This window comes from Streptomyces sp. BA2, assembly GCF_009769735.1.
GTDB lineage: Bacteria > Actinomycetota > Actinomycetes > Streptomycetales > Streptomycetaceae > Streptomyces.
In genome coordinates, this window is the sequence record NZ_WSRO01000002.1 from 7,204,011 (window position 1) to 7,219,993 (window position 15,983).

At 70.1% G+C, this 15,983-nt stretch carries 14 protein-coding genes; 6 read left to right on the plus strand and 8 right to left on the minus strand.

Going from position 1 to position 15,983, the window contains the following annotated elements:
• Nucleotides 1-212 precede the first annotated feature (212 nt).
• Together E5671_RS35130 and E5671_RS35135 are read left to right on the plus strand one after the other, a co-directional pair.
• Nucleotides 213-1,067, plus strand: a complete 855-nt coding sequence (locus tag E5671_RS35130; protein WP_272902906.1) for a radical SAM protein — start codon at nt 213-215, stop codon at nt 1,065-1,067.
• Between the two features lie 10 nt (nt 1,068-1,077).
• Nucleotides 1,078-1,488, plus strand: coding sequence for an NUDIX domain-containing protein (locus tag E5671_RS35135; protein WP_160507878.1), 411 nt, complete (start codon nt 1,078-1,080; stop codon nt 1,486-1,488).
• Here E5671_RS35135 and E5671_RS35140 read toward each other — a convergent pair.
• The 3 genes from E5671_RS35140 to E5671_RS35150 all read right to left on the minus strand — a co-directional run bounded on the left by E5671_RS35140 (nt 1,460) and on the right by E5671_RS35150 (nt 4,673).
• The gene (locus tag E5671_RS35140; RefSeq protein WP_160507879.1) at nt 1,460-3,160 is read right to left on the minus strand and encodes a hypothetical protein; all 1,701 of its coding nucleotides are present in this window, start codon (nt 3,158-3,160) and stop codon (nt 1,460-1,462) included. The two genes, E5671_RS35135 and E5671_RS35140, sit on opposite strands and share 29 nt — an antisense overlap.
• A 43-nt stretch (nt 3,161-3,203) precedes the next feature.
• On the minus strand, nt 3,204-3,974 hold the full coding sequence (locus tag E5671_RS35145) for a S1 family peptidase (RefSeq protein WP_160507880.1): 771 nt from the start codon (nt 3,972-3,974) through the stop codon (nt 3,204-3,206).
• 129 nt (nt 3,975-4,103) lie between these two features.
• Nucleotides 4,104-4,673 (minus strand): hypothetical protein, encoded by a 570-nt coding sequence (locus E5671_RS35150; RefSeq protein WP_160507881.1) that lies wholly within the window; start codon nt 4,671-4,673, stop codon nt 4,104-4,106.
• A gap of 174 nt (nt 4,674-4,847) precedes the next feature.
• Between E5671_RS35150 and E5671_RS35155 the strand changes: the two genes are divergently transcribed.
• Nucleotides 4,848-5,690, plus strand: coding sequence for a dienelactone hydrolase family protein (locus tag E5671_RS35155; RefSeq protein WP_160507882.1), 843 nt, complete (start codon nt 4,848-4,850; stop codon nt 5,688-5,690).
• Here E5671_RS35155 and E5671_RS35160 read toward each other — a convergent pair.
• On the minus strand, nt 5,660-6,685 hold the full coding sequence (locus E5671_RS35160; RefSeq protein WP_160507883.1) for an AraC family transcriptional regulator: 1,026 nt from the start codon (nt 6,683-6,685) through the stop codon (nt 5,660-5,662). The genes E5671_RS35155 and E5671_RS35160 overlap by 31 nt on opposite strands.
• Nucleotides 6,686-6,754: 69 nt before the next feature.
• Between E5671_RS35160 and E5671_RS35165 the strand changes: the two genes are divergently transcribed.
• The 3 genes from E5671_RS35165 (at nt 6,755) to E5671_RS35175 (ending at nt 11,265) form a co-directional block, all read left to right on the plus strand.
• Nucleotides 6,755-8,356 carry a flavin-containing monooxygenase gene (locus E5671_RS35165; RefSeq protein WP_160507884.1) on the plus strand — a complete coding sequence of 534 codons (1,602 nt, stop codon included), beginning with the start codon at nt 6,755-6,757 and terminating at the stop codon, nt 8,354-8,356.
• Nucleotides 8,357-8,575: 219 nt separating this feature from the next.
• Nucleotides 8,576-9,706: a ribosome small subunit-dependent GTPase A gene (rsgA, locus tag E5671_RS35170; RefSeq protein WP_160507885.1), complete on the plus strand. Its 1,131-nt coding sequence runs from the start codon at nt 8,576-8,578 to the stop codon at nt 9,704-9,706.
• Nucleotides 9,707-9,912: 206 nt separating this feature from the next.
• The gene (locus E5671_RS35175) at nt 9,913-11,265 is read left to right on the plus strand and encodes an AlkA N-terminal domain-containing protein (protein WP_160510605.1); all 1,353 of its coding nucleotides are present in this window, start codon (nt 9,913-9,915) and stop codon (nt 11,263-11,265) included.
• 219 nt (nt 11,266-11,484) lie between these two features.
• Here E5671_RS35175 and E5671_RS35180 read toward each other — a convergent pair whose 3' ends face one another.
• From E5671_RS35180 to E5671_RS35195, 4 genes are all read right to left on the minus strand, one after another.
• Complete coding sequence (locus E5671_RS35180) at nt 11,485-11,853, minus strand: PPOX class F420-dependent oxidoreductase (protein WP_160507886.1); 369 nt, start codon at nt 11,851-11,853, stop codon at nt 11,485-11,487.
• A 9-nt stretch (nt 11,854-11,862) separates the two neighbouring features.
• Nucleotides 11,863-14,190, minus strand: coding sequence for a glycosyl hydrolase family 95 catalytic domain-containing protein (locus E5671_RS35185; RefSeq protein WP_160507887.1), 2,328 nt, complete (start codon nt 14,188-14,190; stop codon nt 11,863-11,865).
• Between the two features lie 123 nt (nt 14,191-14,313).
• Complete coding sequence (locus E5671_RS35190) at nt 14,314-14,796, minus strand: DUF456 domain-containing protein (RefSeq protein ID WP_160507888.1); 483 nt, start codon at nt 14,794-14,796, stop codon at nt 14,314-14,316.
• A 156-nt stretch (nt 14,797-14,952) separates the two neighbouring features.
• Nucleotides 14,953-15,936, minus strand: coding sequence for a helix-turn-helix transcriptional regulator (locus tag E5671_RS35195; RefSeq protein WP_160507889.1), 984 nt, complete (start codon nt 15,934-15,936; stop codon nt 14,953-14,955).
• Nucleotides 15,937-15,983 lie beyond the last annotated feature (47 nt).

Here is a 15,983-nt window from a genome sequence, read left to right on the forward strand (position 1 = left end):
GCCTGGGGCATCTACTTGGTCCACGACAAGACAAGCCAGATGGCGGCCCGTTCGGCACGCGGATCTGGCCGGAATTGCGCCCTCCGCTCAGGGTGCGCTTGGCGGGAGTGCCCCGAGGGCAGGTGTTCGGTGTGCAACGCTTGTGGGTTTGGCGCAATCCGGGCCCCAGGTGTCGCTAAGGTCCCCCCATGCTCATCCCCGCCTTCGTCGATATGCGGCCCATCGGAAGGTGCAACCTCAGCTGCCCCTTCTGCTTCGGCCCGAGGCACGAGGTCCCGCCCATGCCCAGAGAGACCGCACTGCGGGTCGCGTCCGCACTGAAGAACAGGGGCGTGCGTGGCGTCGTCATCTCCGGGGGTGAGCCGACCTTGCTCTCCTATCTCGCGGAGCTCGCACGGGCGCTGCGCGGACCCCAGGCGGACGGTCGCTCGGCGAAAGTGGTCCTGAGCACCAACGGTCTCGCGCCCCTGCGCACCATGCAGCGCGTGCTGCCCCACCTCTCCTGGATCGCGCTGCCCCTGGAGTCCGCGGACGCGGCCGAGCACCGCGCCCTGCGTACCGGGGTCGCGCCGCACCGGGAGAAGATGCTCGGCCTGCTCGGAGAGGTCCGCAAGAACCACCGTCACGTCCGGGTGAAGCTCGGCACGGTCGTCACACGGCTGAACGTCGGCGGTGCGCCCGACGTGCTGAACCTCATCGAGGACGCCTGCCTGCCCGACGTGTGGAAGGTCTACCAGATGTCGGAGACCAACTACGGCGCGGACAACAGGGAGTGGCTCTCACTCGGCGACGACGAGTTCGAGGACGTGGTCCACCGGTGCGAGGCCGCGGCCGAGGACCGCGGCGTCAGGCTGCGCGTCTACCGGAACCGAACCCGTACCGGCAGCTACTTCTTCATCGATCCGGACTGCCAGGTCGTCGTCATCGACGAGAAAGGCGAACGGCGCATCGGGGACTTCTTCACGCGCCTGGCGGAGGAGGATCTCGCGGTGGATGAGCCCGTCACCGGAGCGAGGAACGCCGAGAACTTCACCGGCACTTACCCGGACATGAACCCGAATACGTGAGGAGCCCACGATGACCGCACAAGTACGCGTAGGGGTCCAGGCGATCGTCCGCGCGGGCGGCCGCGTGCTGCTCGGCCTGCGGGCCAACACCTTCGGCGGCGGCACCTGGGGACTGCCCGGCGGGCATCTCGAAGTGGGCGAGTCCCTGGTCGGCGCCGCCTGCCGTGAGCTGGAGGAGGAGACGGGCCTGCGCGCGATCGGCACGCGCGTCGCGTGCGTCACCGATCCCGACCCGGCGGCCAATCACCACATGCAGGTCGGCGTGGAGATCCTCGACTTCACCGGCGAGCCGCGGGTCCTGGAGCCCGAGCGGTGCCTGCGCTGGGAGTTCTGGCACCTGGATGCTCTGCCCGACCCGCTGTTCGTCGGCTCGACAGGCGTGCTCCGCAGCATCAGGGGCGGGGCTCTCCATCTCCCTTGAACCGGTCGTCGGACTGGGCGCGCACTGAGTCCCGTAGCGCCGTCTTGTGCTGTTCCTCGCTCGCCTCGAACTGGTCCAGGGTGCTTGCGAGTTCCCACTGGATGTCGAACTCGGCCCGGCTGTCGGAGTAGTACCTGCTGTCCTTGTGGAACTCCACCTCAAGGACATTGAGCTTTCGGCGGGTCCTGCGTTCCGGATTGGACGTGATGTAAGGCTCGAAGAATCCGCGGTCCGTGGTGAGCAGGGTCGAGCCGGGGATGTCGATGTGCGTGAGCCGCAATTCGATACGGTCGTGATATGTGTCGCGCAGCGTGCGGTAGGCATCTATCACGTGCAGGAAAGTCTTCGAGTAGTAGTCGCTCGCCGCGATGATGTCCACGATGTTGTGGGAGTTGGGGCGCTCCGCCGTCGCGTCGTGCTTGGTGAAAATGGCGAGGTTGTTCCAGGGGCTGCTGATGATGGCGTAGAAGTAACTGCCTTGATTGAGGGCGTGAATGACCTGCGGATGGAAGAGCTTCAGATCCTTCAGGAAGAAGGACGCGCCCGCGTGCGCGACCAGCCTGATCACATTGCGCTCGTGCCGCAGGGCATCGCCCTTCGCTTTGTTGCGGGCGCTGTTCTCCTGGGGTGTGTAGACATGCTCGATGAGATAAGGGAGTTCGTCCGACGGTGCGGTGGCACCCCGCATGTCCGCGAGCGCCGCACGCAGGGCGTGCGTCTGGGAGTGGTCACGGCCCAGGGTCCGCGCTGCCGTCGCGGTGGCCGAGTCGAGCAGGGCCACGGCCTGATGCCTGCGCGTTGCGCAGAACGCCGTGCCGTCGGCCGCGTCGAACTCCGCGGTGGCGAGCGCCGCTTGGGCGACCAGCGTCTCCTGGTGATCGGCGCCGAGGAGCGCGGCCGCGCGTAAGTGGGCGATCTCCAACTCGCCGAGCTCCGCCTCTATCCGCTCCTCGTCCTGCACCGCCTTGGCGGCCTGGAACTTCGCCTGGGCCAGCGCCGAGCGCGCCGCGACGGCCTTCGGATCGTCGTCGTCCTTGAAGCTCGTGAACCAGTCCACAGAGGCGGCGAAGTCGCCCAGGGTGCGGGTCAGTTCGGCGGTGTCCCGCCGGATCGAGGCCACTTCGACCCGCACCCAGTCGGCGGTGAGCCGCGCCTCAGGGTCGCCGCCGTAGTACCTGCCAAGGACGGTGACCGACTTCTGCGCCCAGATCTTGGCGTCCTCCAGATGCCCGGCACGCAGGCTCACCGCGCTCAAGTTGGCCAGTATCCGGGCCAGTTCGGGTGCGGCGGCGCGCTGCGCGCGGTTGAGGGCGTAGTTCAGGACCATGCGGGCCCGGTCGAGATCGTCGTGCTCCGCGAGCAGCGAGCCGAGTTCGTTCCAGGTGTCGGCCACGAACAGCTCCTGGTCGGCTTCGGCCAGCTCCATGTGGCGCAGGGTCACCGCGGCGAGAGCGTGCGAGCGTTCCCTCATGTCGAGCGCGAGGAGCAGCTGCGCGAGATTGATGTGCTGGCGGGCGTGGGGCCGTAAGAGTGCGTAGGGCGCTTCCGGGTTGGTGAGGCGATCCACGTAACCGGCGAGCGATTCCTTCAGGTCGGACCGGGCCGTACCGTGCGCCTCAAGGGCGTCCTCCGCAGTCGCCAGCGCCTCGCTGACGTTCGCGATCGTCATCATGTCCCCTCCAGGAGACGGGCCGCAAGGGTGTGCGGCATGCTCGTCACGGCCGGGGCCTGTGCCAGCGCAGGTTCACATAGCTGGTCACGGCGGCCAGTCCGGCCGGCACTGTGCGGTCCTTGCGGGCCAGCGCTTCCGCCTCGTGGTCCTGGCGCACTTCGTAGATGCGTTCGGAGTCGGACAGCGGCTGTTGTGGCTCGTGGTGGAACTTGAAGGTGTCGAATCGGCGCACCGCCTCGTCGATCGTGCCGGCGAACAGCGTGTCCTCCGGAGCGTCCGTGGTGGCGGGCCGTGCGACGAGGAGCCCGAGGACGACCGGGGGGCGGCGCCGATCGGGCTCACCGCGGTCGACGGGACTGCCGGCGAACTTCCGTACGTCGTCGCAGGAACCGTCGTGCCGCAGCCGATGGCAGTTGACGGCCTGCTCGCCCGTGCTCTGGTAGATGACCGATACGTGGCTCACGGTTCCCCGCAGCCTGCCGTTGCCCGACGGCCTGCGGGCCGCCGTCCACACATCTCCTTCGCGGGCGACATCGAAGTGGATGCCGGGGAGCGGAACCTTTTCGCCTTTCTGGAACACGATCTTCACGAGAGCCATGTCGGAGAGGAGATCGAATTGCTGGACCTCGCCCTCCAGACGCCTGCCGTCCGGAAGCCGCAGGAGAACCGGCCGCATGCGCTTCTCTTTGTCATCTCCCAGGCAGTGCGCGGCAGTCAGGGCGAAGTGCCTGGTGAGGCGCACACCGGATCCGATGCGATCGTTGTTCCGGAATATCTGGATCAAGTGCTTCTGGTGCGGCTCGTGATGCGTCATGGGTTCGTTCCCCCGTCCGATCCCAGGAGAGAGCAACTGCCCTGCGGAGGCCGGCCGCTCTTGCGCCGTGAATATGCAATGGTAGCCACCAACGGTTCCAGGGCGGGAGTTACCGCACAAGAAACGTTCTCAGGGCCTGAGTTGAGGAGATCCCTCCGCGTCCGGGCGCCGGAAAGGGCGCCACTTCCACCAAGGTCTTCTTTGTTTCCTCCTTCCGTGCACCTCCTCGCGCAGGATGCCCAGGAGCAGATGGTCGGAATCCTCTGATTCCTTGACGCGCTCCGCGAATTCCCGCCACAGCGGGTCCATTTGGCTCACCCGGGGATTGGTCCCCTCCTGGTTGTCCCAGTCGTGCCACGCGTCGATCCACGCCCGCATCGCCTGGAAGGCGGCCCAGTGCGCGTCGAGGACCGGAGTCGTGGCGTAGATCTCCAGCCGGGCCGCGAGGACATGGACGTCGCTCACCGCCGCACCGGTGCCGTCCGGCCAGTCTCCCGTATCCGACAACTGCTTACGCAGGGCGCCGACTCGGTGCACGGCGATCATGGCCTCTTCGTAGACGTCCATGCACCGCGACCACACGCGGTTCTCGCGCTCGCGCTTGTCCGTCGCGTGCTGGGTGAGCCAGGCGCCGGAGAAGGACGCGATGGCGCCCATGGTCATGCCGGTGATCGCCGCTTCGGCCGGATTGAGTCCCACCCCGCCAGCATGAGGGGTCGGCCCCGGCGGCGCGGCGCGGTTGCGGCCGGATCTTCTGCTGGGGGTAGGCCCGCACGGCACCCTTGTTATACGTTCCGTCCAACAAGCCTCGGCCGCGAGATCCTTTACGCGTCAACTCCGGTCGGCGGAAGTCGAGTCGGAGGACGATGAGCAGTGGCCGACCATGACCTGACGGGCTTCACGCGGAGCCGGTTCACGCACGAGGGCACCACCCGCAAGGTCCTGCGGCGCGGGGAAGGCCCCGCCGTCATCGTGATCGCGGAGATACCGGGCATCACGCCCAAGGTCCTCGCGTTCGCCGAGAAAGTGGCCGCCATCGGATGCACCGCTGTGCTCCCCGTCCTCTTCGGGACCCCGGGCCGGGACGCCCATCCCCGGGCCCACGGCTCGCTGAAGTCCGGTCTCTACACGGCGTCGTCCATGCTGAAGGTGTGCGTGAGCCGGGAGTTCACCCTGCTCGCCACCGGCCGCAGCTCGCGCGTCGTGACCTGGCTGCGCGCCCTGGCCGCGCACGAGCACAAGCGCTGCGGCGGCCCCGGCGTGGGGGCCGTCGGCATGTGCCTCACCGGTGGCTTCGCCCTGGCGATGGCCACGGACGACCGGCTGCTCGCCCCCGTCCTCTCCCAGCCCTCGCTCCCGCTGGCCGTCAACGCCCGCCGTGCGGGCACCATCGACATCTCGGACGAGGAACTCGCCGTCGTCAAGGGCCGCTGCGAGCGGGACGGGCTGCGGGTCCTCGGGACGCGGTTCAGCGGCGACCGGCTGGTCCCCGGCGACCGGTTCGCCTTCCTGCGCCACCGGCTCGGCGACGCCTTCACCGCCGTCGAACTCGACGACAGCGACGCGAGCCCCGAGGGCGTTCTGCCGCCGCACTCCGTCCTGACCGAGCACCTCATCGACGAACCGGGTCAGCCGACGAGGGCCGCGCTCGACGAGGTCCTCGACCTCTTCCGTACGCGGCTGCTTCAGGAGACCGGCGGCTCGGCGGCCCCATAGCCGCGCGCCCGTACCGCTCGGGGCGTCGCCCCCCACCAGCGCCGGCAGCAGCGGTTCAGGGCCGACTGCTCGGAGAGGCCGAGAAGCAGGGCGACCTGGCCAAGCGGGAGGTCGGTGCCGGTGAGATAGCGCCGTGCCGCCCCGCGCCGTTCCTCGTCGACGACCTCGGCGAACGTCGTGCCCGCGGCGCGCAACCGGCGCTGCAGGGTCCGCGGATGGACGTTCAGGAGGTGCGCCACGGTCCCGATCCCGGGCGGCGATGTGCCGAGCGAACGCCCGACGACGGCGCGCACACCGGTGACGATGTCCGAACGCTCGCTGGGCAGTTGCTCGTCGAGGTAGGCAAGCGCCAGGCGGCGCAGATGCGCGTTGCCGCCATCGAGCGGCCGGTCGGCCAGGCTGAGCGGGACCCGCAGCAGCGCCGCCGGGCGGTCCGCCTTCACCGGTACGCCGAAGAAGTCCTCGTACACCGAGAGCGGGGACAGGAGCGGATGCGGCAGCTCGACCGAGCCGAGGCCGTACGGACCGACCAGGTAGACGATGGCCCGGTGCATGAACCCCAGGGAGAGGTCGATGCCCTGCGGCGGTGCCTCGACCCCCTCGCGCACGCCGTAGCGCAGGGCGGCCACCCCGGGAGTGCCGTACGGGTCGGGCTCCAGGCTCAGACTCAGCGAGCGCGCGTGGACGAACAGATAGCGCGTCGTGCACTCCAGGGCGTCCCCGAGGGTGTCGGAGTTCTGGATGGCGAGAGCGAGAGCGCCGAGCATGCCCAAGTCCTGCCGGGCCGCGATGCGCAGGCCGAGATCAGGACAGCCAAGATCCTCGGCGGCCAGCTCCAGTACCGTGGCCATCGCCTCCTCGGGCACCAGGAGGTCGTCCCCGTCGAGCGCGCCCGTGGGAACGCCGGCCTGCCGCGCGTACGCCTCGGCGTCGCCGCCGAGCTCCGCCACCGTGGCGCGGAAACCACGCAGCCCCGCAGATCTGATCACGGACATGTCGTCCAGGGTCAAAGATCTGTCGTCCCAGGTCAATTCCTGCCGGGTGTGCTTCCGGACACTGAAGGAATGACGTACTCCGCAGACTCAAGGACCGAAGGCCCGGAAGGCGCCGCCGACGCCCCGGCCGAGCACATCGACGTCGTGATCGTGGGCGCCGGGCTCTCCGGCGTCGGCGCCGCCTACCGGCTGCAGACCGAGTGCCCCGAGCGTTCGTACGCGATCATCGAGGCGAGGCAGTCCATGGGCGGGACGTGGGACCTGTTCCGCTACCCGGGTGTGCGCTCGGACTCCGACATGTTCACCCTCGGCTACGCCTTCAAGCCCTGGCGCGACTCGAAGGTGCTCGCCGACGGCCGGTCCATCCTGAGCTACATCAAGGAGACGGCGGCGGAGTTCGGCATCGACCACCGGATCCGCTACGGGACCAAGGTCGTCGGCGCCGACTGGTCCACCGTCACGGCGCGCTGGACGGTGACCCTTGAGCGCACCGCCGAGGACGGCAGCCGCACCCTGACCACCGTCACCTGCGACTTCCTGTACTCCTGCGCGGGCTACTACAACTACGACCAGGGCCACGCCCCCGAGTTCGCGGGCGCCGACTCCTTCACCGGCACGGTCGTGCACCCCCAGTTCTGGCCCGAGGACCTGGACCACGCGGGCAAGCGCGTGGTCGTCATCGGCAGCGGAGCCACCGCCGTCACGCTGGTGCCCGCGATGGCACAGAGCGCCGCGCACGTCACCATGCTGCAGCGCAGCCCGACCTGGATCGGCTCGCTGCCCTCGCGCGACAGGCTGGCCGACGGCATCCGCGCCGTACTGCCCCCGCGCGTCGCCCACCGGGTCGTGCGGACGAAGAACATCCTCTTCACCATCGGCCTCTACCAGTTCTGCCGCCGCAGCCCGAAGGCGGCACGGCGGCTGCTCACCGGCCTGAACAAGCGCATCGTCAAGGACGACCAACTGGTCGCCGACCACCTCACGCCGTCCTACGATCCCTGGGACCAGCGGCTGTGCGCGGTGCCCGACGCCGACCTGTTCGAGGCACTGAAGACGGGCGATGCCGAGATCGTCACCGACCACATCGACCGCTTCGTCCCCGAGGGCATCCGGCTCAAGTCCGGCCGCGTCCTGGAGGCCGACGTGGTCGTGACCGCCACCGGACTCCAACTCCTCGCCTTCGGCGGCATCACCCCGCGCGTCGACGGCCAACAGGTGCGACTGAACAAGCAGTTCGTGTGGCGCGGCGCGATGATGACCGGCGTACCGAACTTCGCCGTGTGCATCGGCTACACCAACGCCTCCTGGACGCTGCGCGCCGACCTCACATCCCGCCTCGTGTGCAAGGTGCTCAACCACATGCGCGAGAACGACTACGCGGCGGTGGAGCCGAGGCCGATGACCACCCTCGACGAACGCCCGCTGCTCGACCTCGCCTCCGGATACGTCCAGCGCTCCATCGACGCCTTCCCCCGGCAGGGCGACCGAGGCCCCTGGAAAGTCCGGCAGAACTACGTGCTCGACGCCGCGTCGACGATGCGGACCAACTTGCGCAAGACGCTCGCGCCCACGCCGCTGTCCGCCGTGCGCAGGGCCCGCGCGGCGGCGGCCGGGCAACCTGTGGGCGCCGGGCGGGAAGCAGCACGCGAAAAGAGTTGGCGCTCCGCCTGAGCCCGAAGCTAGGGTTCCTTCTGTTCGTCCGGCAGCCGGTTGGCTGCCGGTGCCGGTTGAGTGTGTTCCAGGAGGTGTGACCGATGGCTGTCGTTGAGATGGGCGCTGCCCGCATCGAGAAGTCCGTTCATTCCACCTCCGTGGCCACCGGCTGACCTTCCTCTCTTCCGCGCGCCAGTGTGCGCGTGCGCCGGGGCCACCCTTGTGAAGGGTCACCCCTTGTCTTCCTCTGCGACTCCGCAGGCTTCTTCTCCGCAGTCCTCTTCTCCGTCCTCGCACCCTCTTACGCCCTACGGCTGGGACGAGAACTGGGAAGCCGAGTTCACCCCGTACGCGGCGCAGGGCCTGCTGCCCGGCCGTGTCCTGCGCGTCGACCGCGGCCAGTGCGACCTCGCCACCCCCGCCGGCACGGTCCGTGCCGACACCGAGTTCGTCGTGCCCCGCGACCCGATGAAGGTCGTGTGCACGGGGGACTGGGCCGCCGTCGACCCTGACGGCAGCGATCCGCGCTATGTCCGTACGCTGCTGCCGCGCCGCACGGCCTTCGTGCGCTCCACTTCCTCGAAGCGGTCCGAGGGGCAGATCCTCGCGGCCAACGTCGACCACGCGATCATCGCGGTCTCGCTCGCCGTCGAGCTCGACCTCGGCCGGATCGAACGGTTCCTCGCCCTGGCCTGGGAGTCCGGGGCCCAGCCGCTGGTGGTCCTCACCAAGGCCGACCTGGTCCCGGACGCCACGGGCCTGTCCTACCTTGTCGAGGACGTCGAGACGTCGTCCCCCGGCGTCCAGGTGCTCCCGGTCAGCGCCACGACCGGGGAAGGCGTCGACATCCTGTGCGCCGTCGTCGCCGGGGGCACGTCCGTCCTGCTCGGCCAGTCCGGAGCGGGCAAGTCGACGCTGGCCAACGCGCTGGTCGGCGAGGACGTCATGCACGTCAACGCCGCCCGCGACGTGGACGGCAAGGGCCGCCACACCACGACGACCCGCAACCTCCTCGTGCTCCCCGCCGGTGGCGTCCTCATCGATACGCCGGGACTGCGGGGTGTCGGCCTCTTCGACGCGGGGACGGGCGTCGGCCAGGTCTTCTCCGAGATCGAGGAGCTGGCGGCCGACTGCCGCTTCCACGACTGCGCCCACACCGCCGAGCCCGGCTGTGCGGTACTCGCGGCCGTGGAGGACGGCACGCTCCCGGACCGCCGTCTCGCCAGCTACCGCAAGCTGATCCGCGAGAACCAGCGCATCGTCGCCAAGACGGACGCGAAGCTCCGGGCGGACATGCGCCGCATGTGGAAACTGCGGGGCGCGGAGGGCAAGGCGGCGATGGAGGCGAAGCGGGGGCGCGTCCGCTAAGGGGAGCGTCCGCTAAGGGGGAGCGGCGCGGTGCGGGGACGCTTCGGGCGCCCTCGCACCGCGCCGCGCATCCCGCGAGTACTCCTGAGCCGGAGCAGCTGCGGTGAACTTCGTGCCCGCGCTCCGGGCGGCGCTCTGCCGCCCCCAACGCGGTGTCCGAATTCCGCGAGCCGAAGTGCGCTCGACGTCGCACACTGGAAGACGTGATCGATGAAGAGACCAGGTACGAGGCGGTTCGCAGCCGCGACGCCCGCTTCGACGGGGAGTTCTTCTTCGCCGTCGAGACCACCGGCATCTACTGCCGGCCCAGCTGCCCCGCCGTCACCCCGAAGCGCCAGAACGTCCGCTACTACACCACCGCGGCCGCAGCCCAGGGCTCCGGATTCCGGGCCTGCCGACGCTGCCGCCCGGACGCCGTGCCGGGGTCCGCGGAGTGGAACGTACGCGCGGACGTCGTAGGGCGCGCCATGCGCATGATCGGTGACGGTGTCGTCGACCGCGAGGGCGTCTCCGGTCTCGCCGTGCGGCTCGGCTACAGCTCCCGGCAGGTCCAGCGGCAGCTCACCGCCGAGCTGGGTGCCGGACCGGTCGCCCTCGCGCGGGCCCAACGGGCGCACACCGCACGGGTGTTGCTGCAGACCACGGGCCTGCCGATCACGGAGATCGCGTTCGCCTCGGGGTTTGCCAGCGTGCGCCAGTTCAACGACACGATCCGGGCGGTGTACGCCATGACGCCCACCGCGCTGCGGGCCGCCGCGCCGCGTGGCGGGGGCGCGGGGCGGGCGACCCCGGCCGCCGGAGTTCCGCTGCGGCTCGCCTACCGGGGCCCCTACCAGGCCGGTGCCGTCTTCGACCTGCTCTCCGAGGAGGCCGTCGCCGGGGTCGAGCAGGTCAGCGGGGAGCGGGGTGGGCGGACGTACCGGCGTACGTTGCGGCTGCCGTACGGCACGGGGATCGTGGCCGTCGAGGAGAGCGACCACGGGGTCGGTGGGTGGCTGGACGCCAGGCTGCACCTGACGGACCTCCGTGACCTCACGACCGCCGTGCAGCGGTTGCGCCGCCTCTTCGACCTCGACGCGGATCCGTACGCCGTGGACGAGCGGCTCGGCGCGGACGCGCGGCTGGCTCCGCTCGTCGCTGCCGCCCCCGGCCTGCGGTCGCCCGGGGCCGCGGATCCCGAGGAGTTCGCGGTGCGGGCGCTTGTGGGGTGCGGGGCGGCTGCGGTGCTGGTGGAGCGGTACGGGAAGGCGCTGGATGCGCCGTGCGGGGCGCTGACTCATGTGTTCCCGGAGCCGGGAGCGCTTGCCGGGGAGCCGGGGGTCTTGGGGGAGCTGGCTGCTGCGCTGGCTGATGGGCGGGTGCGGCTTGATGCGGGGGCGGATCGGGAGGATGCGGAGGCGGGGCTTTTGGCTTTGGCGGGGGTGGATGCGGGGGCCGTGGCGGTTATCCGGATGAGGGCTTTGGGGGACCCGGATGTGGGGTTGCCGGGTGAGTCGGTGCCGGACGGGTGGCGGCCGTGGCGGTCGTACGGGGTGCGGCATCTGCTGACGGCGGGTTAAGGGATCTTTCCCCAACCCCGCCCCTTCCCGGCTGTATCTATTGGCGGCTCCGCCGCGCAGGGGGCTCCGCCCCCAGACCCCCGCTCCTCAAACGCCGGAGGGGCTGAAACTACTCAGCCCGTCCGGCGTTTGAGGACGAACTCGGCGGAGCCGGTGACGACGGTCACCAAGGCCCTCGCGCCGAGCGAGTTTTCGGGAAGGGGCGGGGTTGGGGAGAATTTACTGCTCAAGCCCCCAGCTATGGATCCGCCGAGGATGGATCCGAATCAGCTCCTCGCTGAAGTGAGGCCCCAACTCATGCGGCCCCGTGAGGAGTTCCGCATCCCCGCGAATGTCGACCCCCCGCACCTTCCACGGCCGCTCACTCACAATGTCGTCGACGACCAACGACACCTTCGGATTCTGCTGGAGGTTCCGCCACTTCTTGGTGGTGCCCAGCGCGTACCCCCCGATAAGGATCGTCCCGTCGTCCTGCGGGAAGAACCCGACAGGATTCGCCTGCGGCTGCCCCGTCGCGTCGACGCTGGCCATCCGGCCCAGACGCTGGGACTTGAGGTACGCCCGCTCGGCCTCGCTGAATTCGGTCATGGCGCGAGCCTAAGCCGCGGGCAGGCCCCAGCGCGGCGCCTCCTCGTTCGGCTCGACCGGGGAGATCCGCAGATCCGGGCGGTCACCCTTCGCGGTGATCAGCGCCGAGCCGCCCCGCCTGAGGGTGATCTTGACGGCGCCGTCGCCCTCATCCTCGTACGGCAGGTGGCGGCCCCGCCCGTCCCGCACCTCGATCGCCCCCGCGATGCCATGCCGCACGACGCACGGCGCCCCCGCCTCGCTCACGAGCCGCACCCACCGGGTCGCCCCGCCCTCCCGTACCGCGCTGAGCAGGAACGCCCCCTGCGTACGGAAGTTGTGCACCGTGAGGTCCGCCCACGCCGACGGCAGCGCGGGGAAGACGCGGATGACGTCGCCCCAGGACTGGCAGACCATGTCGTGCAGGGACTGCGCCGCGGAGAGCGGGGTCTCGATGACCGGGCCCGACTCCTTGTACATGGTGTTGGGCTGGATGAACCGGCTCATCAGCTGGCCCAGGTACTTCAGCGCGTCCTCGCCCTTGCCGAGGAGCGCGGACATGGAGGCGGCACCGGTGAACGTGTAACCCTGCAACGCGCCCTCGAAGCCGACCCAGTGCGCCAACGACCTCTCGATCAGGGCGCGTTCTTCCGCCGTGCGGCCCGTCACCTCGTACAGCGGGTAGACCGCGAGCATGTGGGAGTAGTGGCGGTGCGACTTCGCGAAGGGGATGTCCGCGCCGATCATGTAGCCGTTAGCGTCGGTCGGGTACGCGGTCAGCCTGCTGACGACCTCCCTCCAGCGCGGCGCCAACTTGTCCTCCACGCCCAGGAGTTCGGAAACCTCCAGCAGCGTGCGGCAGCCCCACTTCAGCAGCATCAAGTCGTAGTTGCAGTCGCGCGAGTTGCCCCCGTACTCGGGGGAGTAGGTCGCCGGCAGGTGCAGTTTGCCGTCCGCGCCCGGCTCCAGGAAGTGCAGGTAGTAATTGACCGCCTTCCGTAGGAGCGGGAAAAGGACGTCTTGCAGGATCGGCCTCTCCATCGTGTGGCGGTAGCTCAGCCAGACGTTGTGCAGCGCCCACATGAGGTTTCCGACCTCGGGAGTCGGAGGGTCCTGTCCCGGGATGCCGACGCCATAGCCCCCGTCCGTCACCGACGCGCCGTTCACCAGGGACGGGTCCGTGGTGCGGGGGATGCCGAGCGAGTCTGCGCGGTAGGGGGCCGCCATCTCCTTGGTGAGGTTGGTGCGGAACTCGCTCAACGCGCGTGTGACGGCGTCCAGTTCGACGTGGTTGGAGCCGTGGATCAGCCAGTACTCCAGCTGAACGTTCAGGTTCCACCAGGTGTTGGGCCACGGAGTGGGCTCCAGCCAGGGCCCGCAGGTCGCCATGACCGGGGCGTCGCGGCGGGCGGCGGCCGCCGACTTGTAGAGCTGGATCCAGTAGAAGCGCTGCATCCTGGCGTCGGGCAGCGACAGGAAGCTCTTGCGGTAGTACGCGTGCCACCAGGCCCGGTGCGACCTCGCGAGCCAGTCGTACGAGAAGGCCGCCGCACCCCGCACCGCGCGCACCGCACGGTCGCGTGCCGTCGTCCCGGGGTGCGAGTGCGCCACGTTCACGTACAGCGTCCGGGCCTCGGCCCGCGTCCGCTCCCGCCAAGCGGTGACGTGCTGGCCGCCCGCGAGCAGCGGCTGTACGGCGGCCGTGACGCCGTCGTACTCCTTGATCTCGGCGGGCGGGTTGCCCGCGTACCCCTCCGGCAGCGGCTTGAACGCGGCGCGCGGGCTGATCGCCTCCGCGGGGTGGAACACCCAGCGGAAGTCGCGCTCGCCCGCGCTCGGCGTGACCTCGACGGCGAGCACCGAGCGTGTGTCGTGCACCTGCGCGCGCAGCTTCAGGGTGCCCCTGTCCGTGGTGAGGGCGCCGGTCAGCTCGGCGTCGCGCAGCCGCAGGCGCCAGTCGATGCCGGTGATCCTGCCGACGGGTTCGAGGGTGAAGTGGCCGATGGGCAGGCGTGCGAGGCCGAAGAGGGAGCCGAACTGGGGGCGGTGGTCCTGCACCTCGGAGTGCTGGATGTTGAAGCGCAGTGCCGTGGTCGCGCCGCCCGGCTGCGTGCCCGGTTCCGCGTAGATTCCCGAGCCGAGGAAACCGTTGCCGAGGAACGGGCCCTCGTACCAGGTCTTCGGCAGCTTCTGCCAGACCAGATCGGCGTCGTCGAGGACGGTGCGCCAGGGGTCACCCGGCGTGCTCACCTCCGAGGACGCGGCGGTGGCCTGGGTGGGCAGGCCACCGGCCATCAGTACGCCGCCGACCGCGGTTCCGGTGGTGGCGAGCACGGTTCTTCTGGACGGGCTTGGCATCGCTTCTCCCGGAGTCATCGGAGCTTTACCTCGCTGAAAGCTAGAGAGGGTGCGGCAGTCCGTCAATGAGTCGGGAGAGATCCGATGAGGGTATATCCATGTGAACAGGTGCTGCGTATGTGCTCAGCCCCACATCACCGCTCCCACCCAGGCCCCCGCGATCAGCAGACACGCGAACAGCTCGGTCAGCACGCTCCACCCGCCCGCCCGCATGGCCGTCCTCGTCGCCGTCGCCGCCTCGCCGTGCCCGCCGAGCCGCAGCCGCTCGCCCAGGTAGATCCCTCCGATGAACCCCGGCAGCGACCCGATCACCGGCACCACGCAGAACCCGATCAGGGCCCCGGCCCCCGCGTACACGGCCGTCCGGCGTGTGGCACCGCTCTGCCGGAAGCGTCGCGGGGGCAGCAGCCATCGGATGCCCTGTGCGACGAGGAGCACCACGGACGCGCCGACCAGGACCCACCAGGCGACCGGCTCCGGGTCCTTCAGCGCCCACCAGAGAACCGCGGCCCACACCAGCCACGGCCCCGGCACGCCGGGCACAAGCACTCCGCAGAGCCCGAGCAGCAGCACCACTCCGACCAGCAGGAGTTCCCAGGCTCCCATCTGTCAAGCGTGCAGGAAACGGGGCAGAACCGCAGGTCGCGGCGGATTCGCGGCCCTCATGCCGGGGTGCGGTGTCGCGCCCCGTAAGGGGCGCGGGGAACTGCGCGACCAGCCCCCACCGGCCCGCAGGTCTCCCACGCACTGCCCGCGGAGCGACTAGCGCGCCACCCAGCCCCGCTCGTACGCGTGCCAGCCCAGCTGCAGCCGTGTCGTCACGCCCGTCAGCTCCATCAGGCGCTTGACCCGGCGCTGCACCGTCCGAAGGCCCAGGTCGAGCTGTTTGGCGACGCTCGCGTCCGTCAGGCCCGCGAGCAGCAGCGAAAGGATCTCCAGGTCCGCGCCGTCCGGGCCCTCGGGGGCGTCCTCGGTGACCGAGTGGCCGCCCTCGCCGAGCCGCAGCGGCAGCGCGTCCCGCCATACCGCCTCGAAGAGTCCCGTCAGGGATTCGAGCAGGCCGCTCGCGTGCACCACGAGCGCGGCGGGCTCCGCCCTGCGCGAGGTCAGCGGCACCATCGCAAGGGAGCCGTCGGCGATCACCAGCTTCGTCGGGACGCGGTCCACGACGCGCACCTGTTCGTTGCGGCCGATCGCCGTCGACAGTTCGATGAGGCCGGTGGGCAGGGCGAGGACGGAGCGTTCGACCACCACGCGATAGGTGACGCCACGGCCCGCCGCCTGCTCCTCCGCGTCGTTCTCCATGCCGGTCACCGCCACCGGGTTGCCGGTCACCAGGGCGCACACCTCGTGGCTCGCGCCCAGCTGGAGCTGGAGGAAGCGCTGCGACACCGCGCCCGCGCCGGTGACCACCTCGACGAGGTCGTGCACCGTGGGCTCGGCGGCCTGCGCGCGGTACTCCTCGGCAAGGAGCTTCGCCGCGAGCTCGGCCTTCTCCAGTTCGTGCCGCTGCTGGGTCAGGAGCGCGCCGAGCGCGACGCCGGGCGGGGCCGCCACCCACCGGCCCGCCTTGCCGGACGCCTGGGCCGCGAGGCCGTGCAGCTCCAGGCGGCGCAGGGCGCGCACCGTATCCGGTTCGCCCAGCGAGAGCCGCCGTGCGAGATCGGGCACGTCGGCGGCGCCCACCGCCACCAGCGCGCGGTACGCCGACTCGTGCAGCTCGTCCAGACCTATCGCAGCCAGCATGCGGTGACGTTCCTCCCCAAGGATCCGTTCCGACGGCGCCCTGGCGG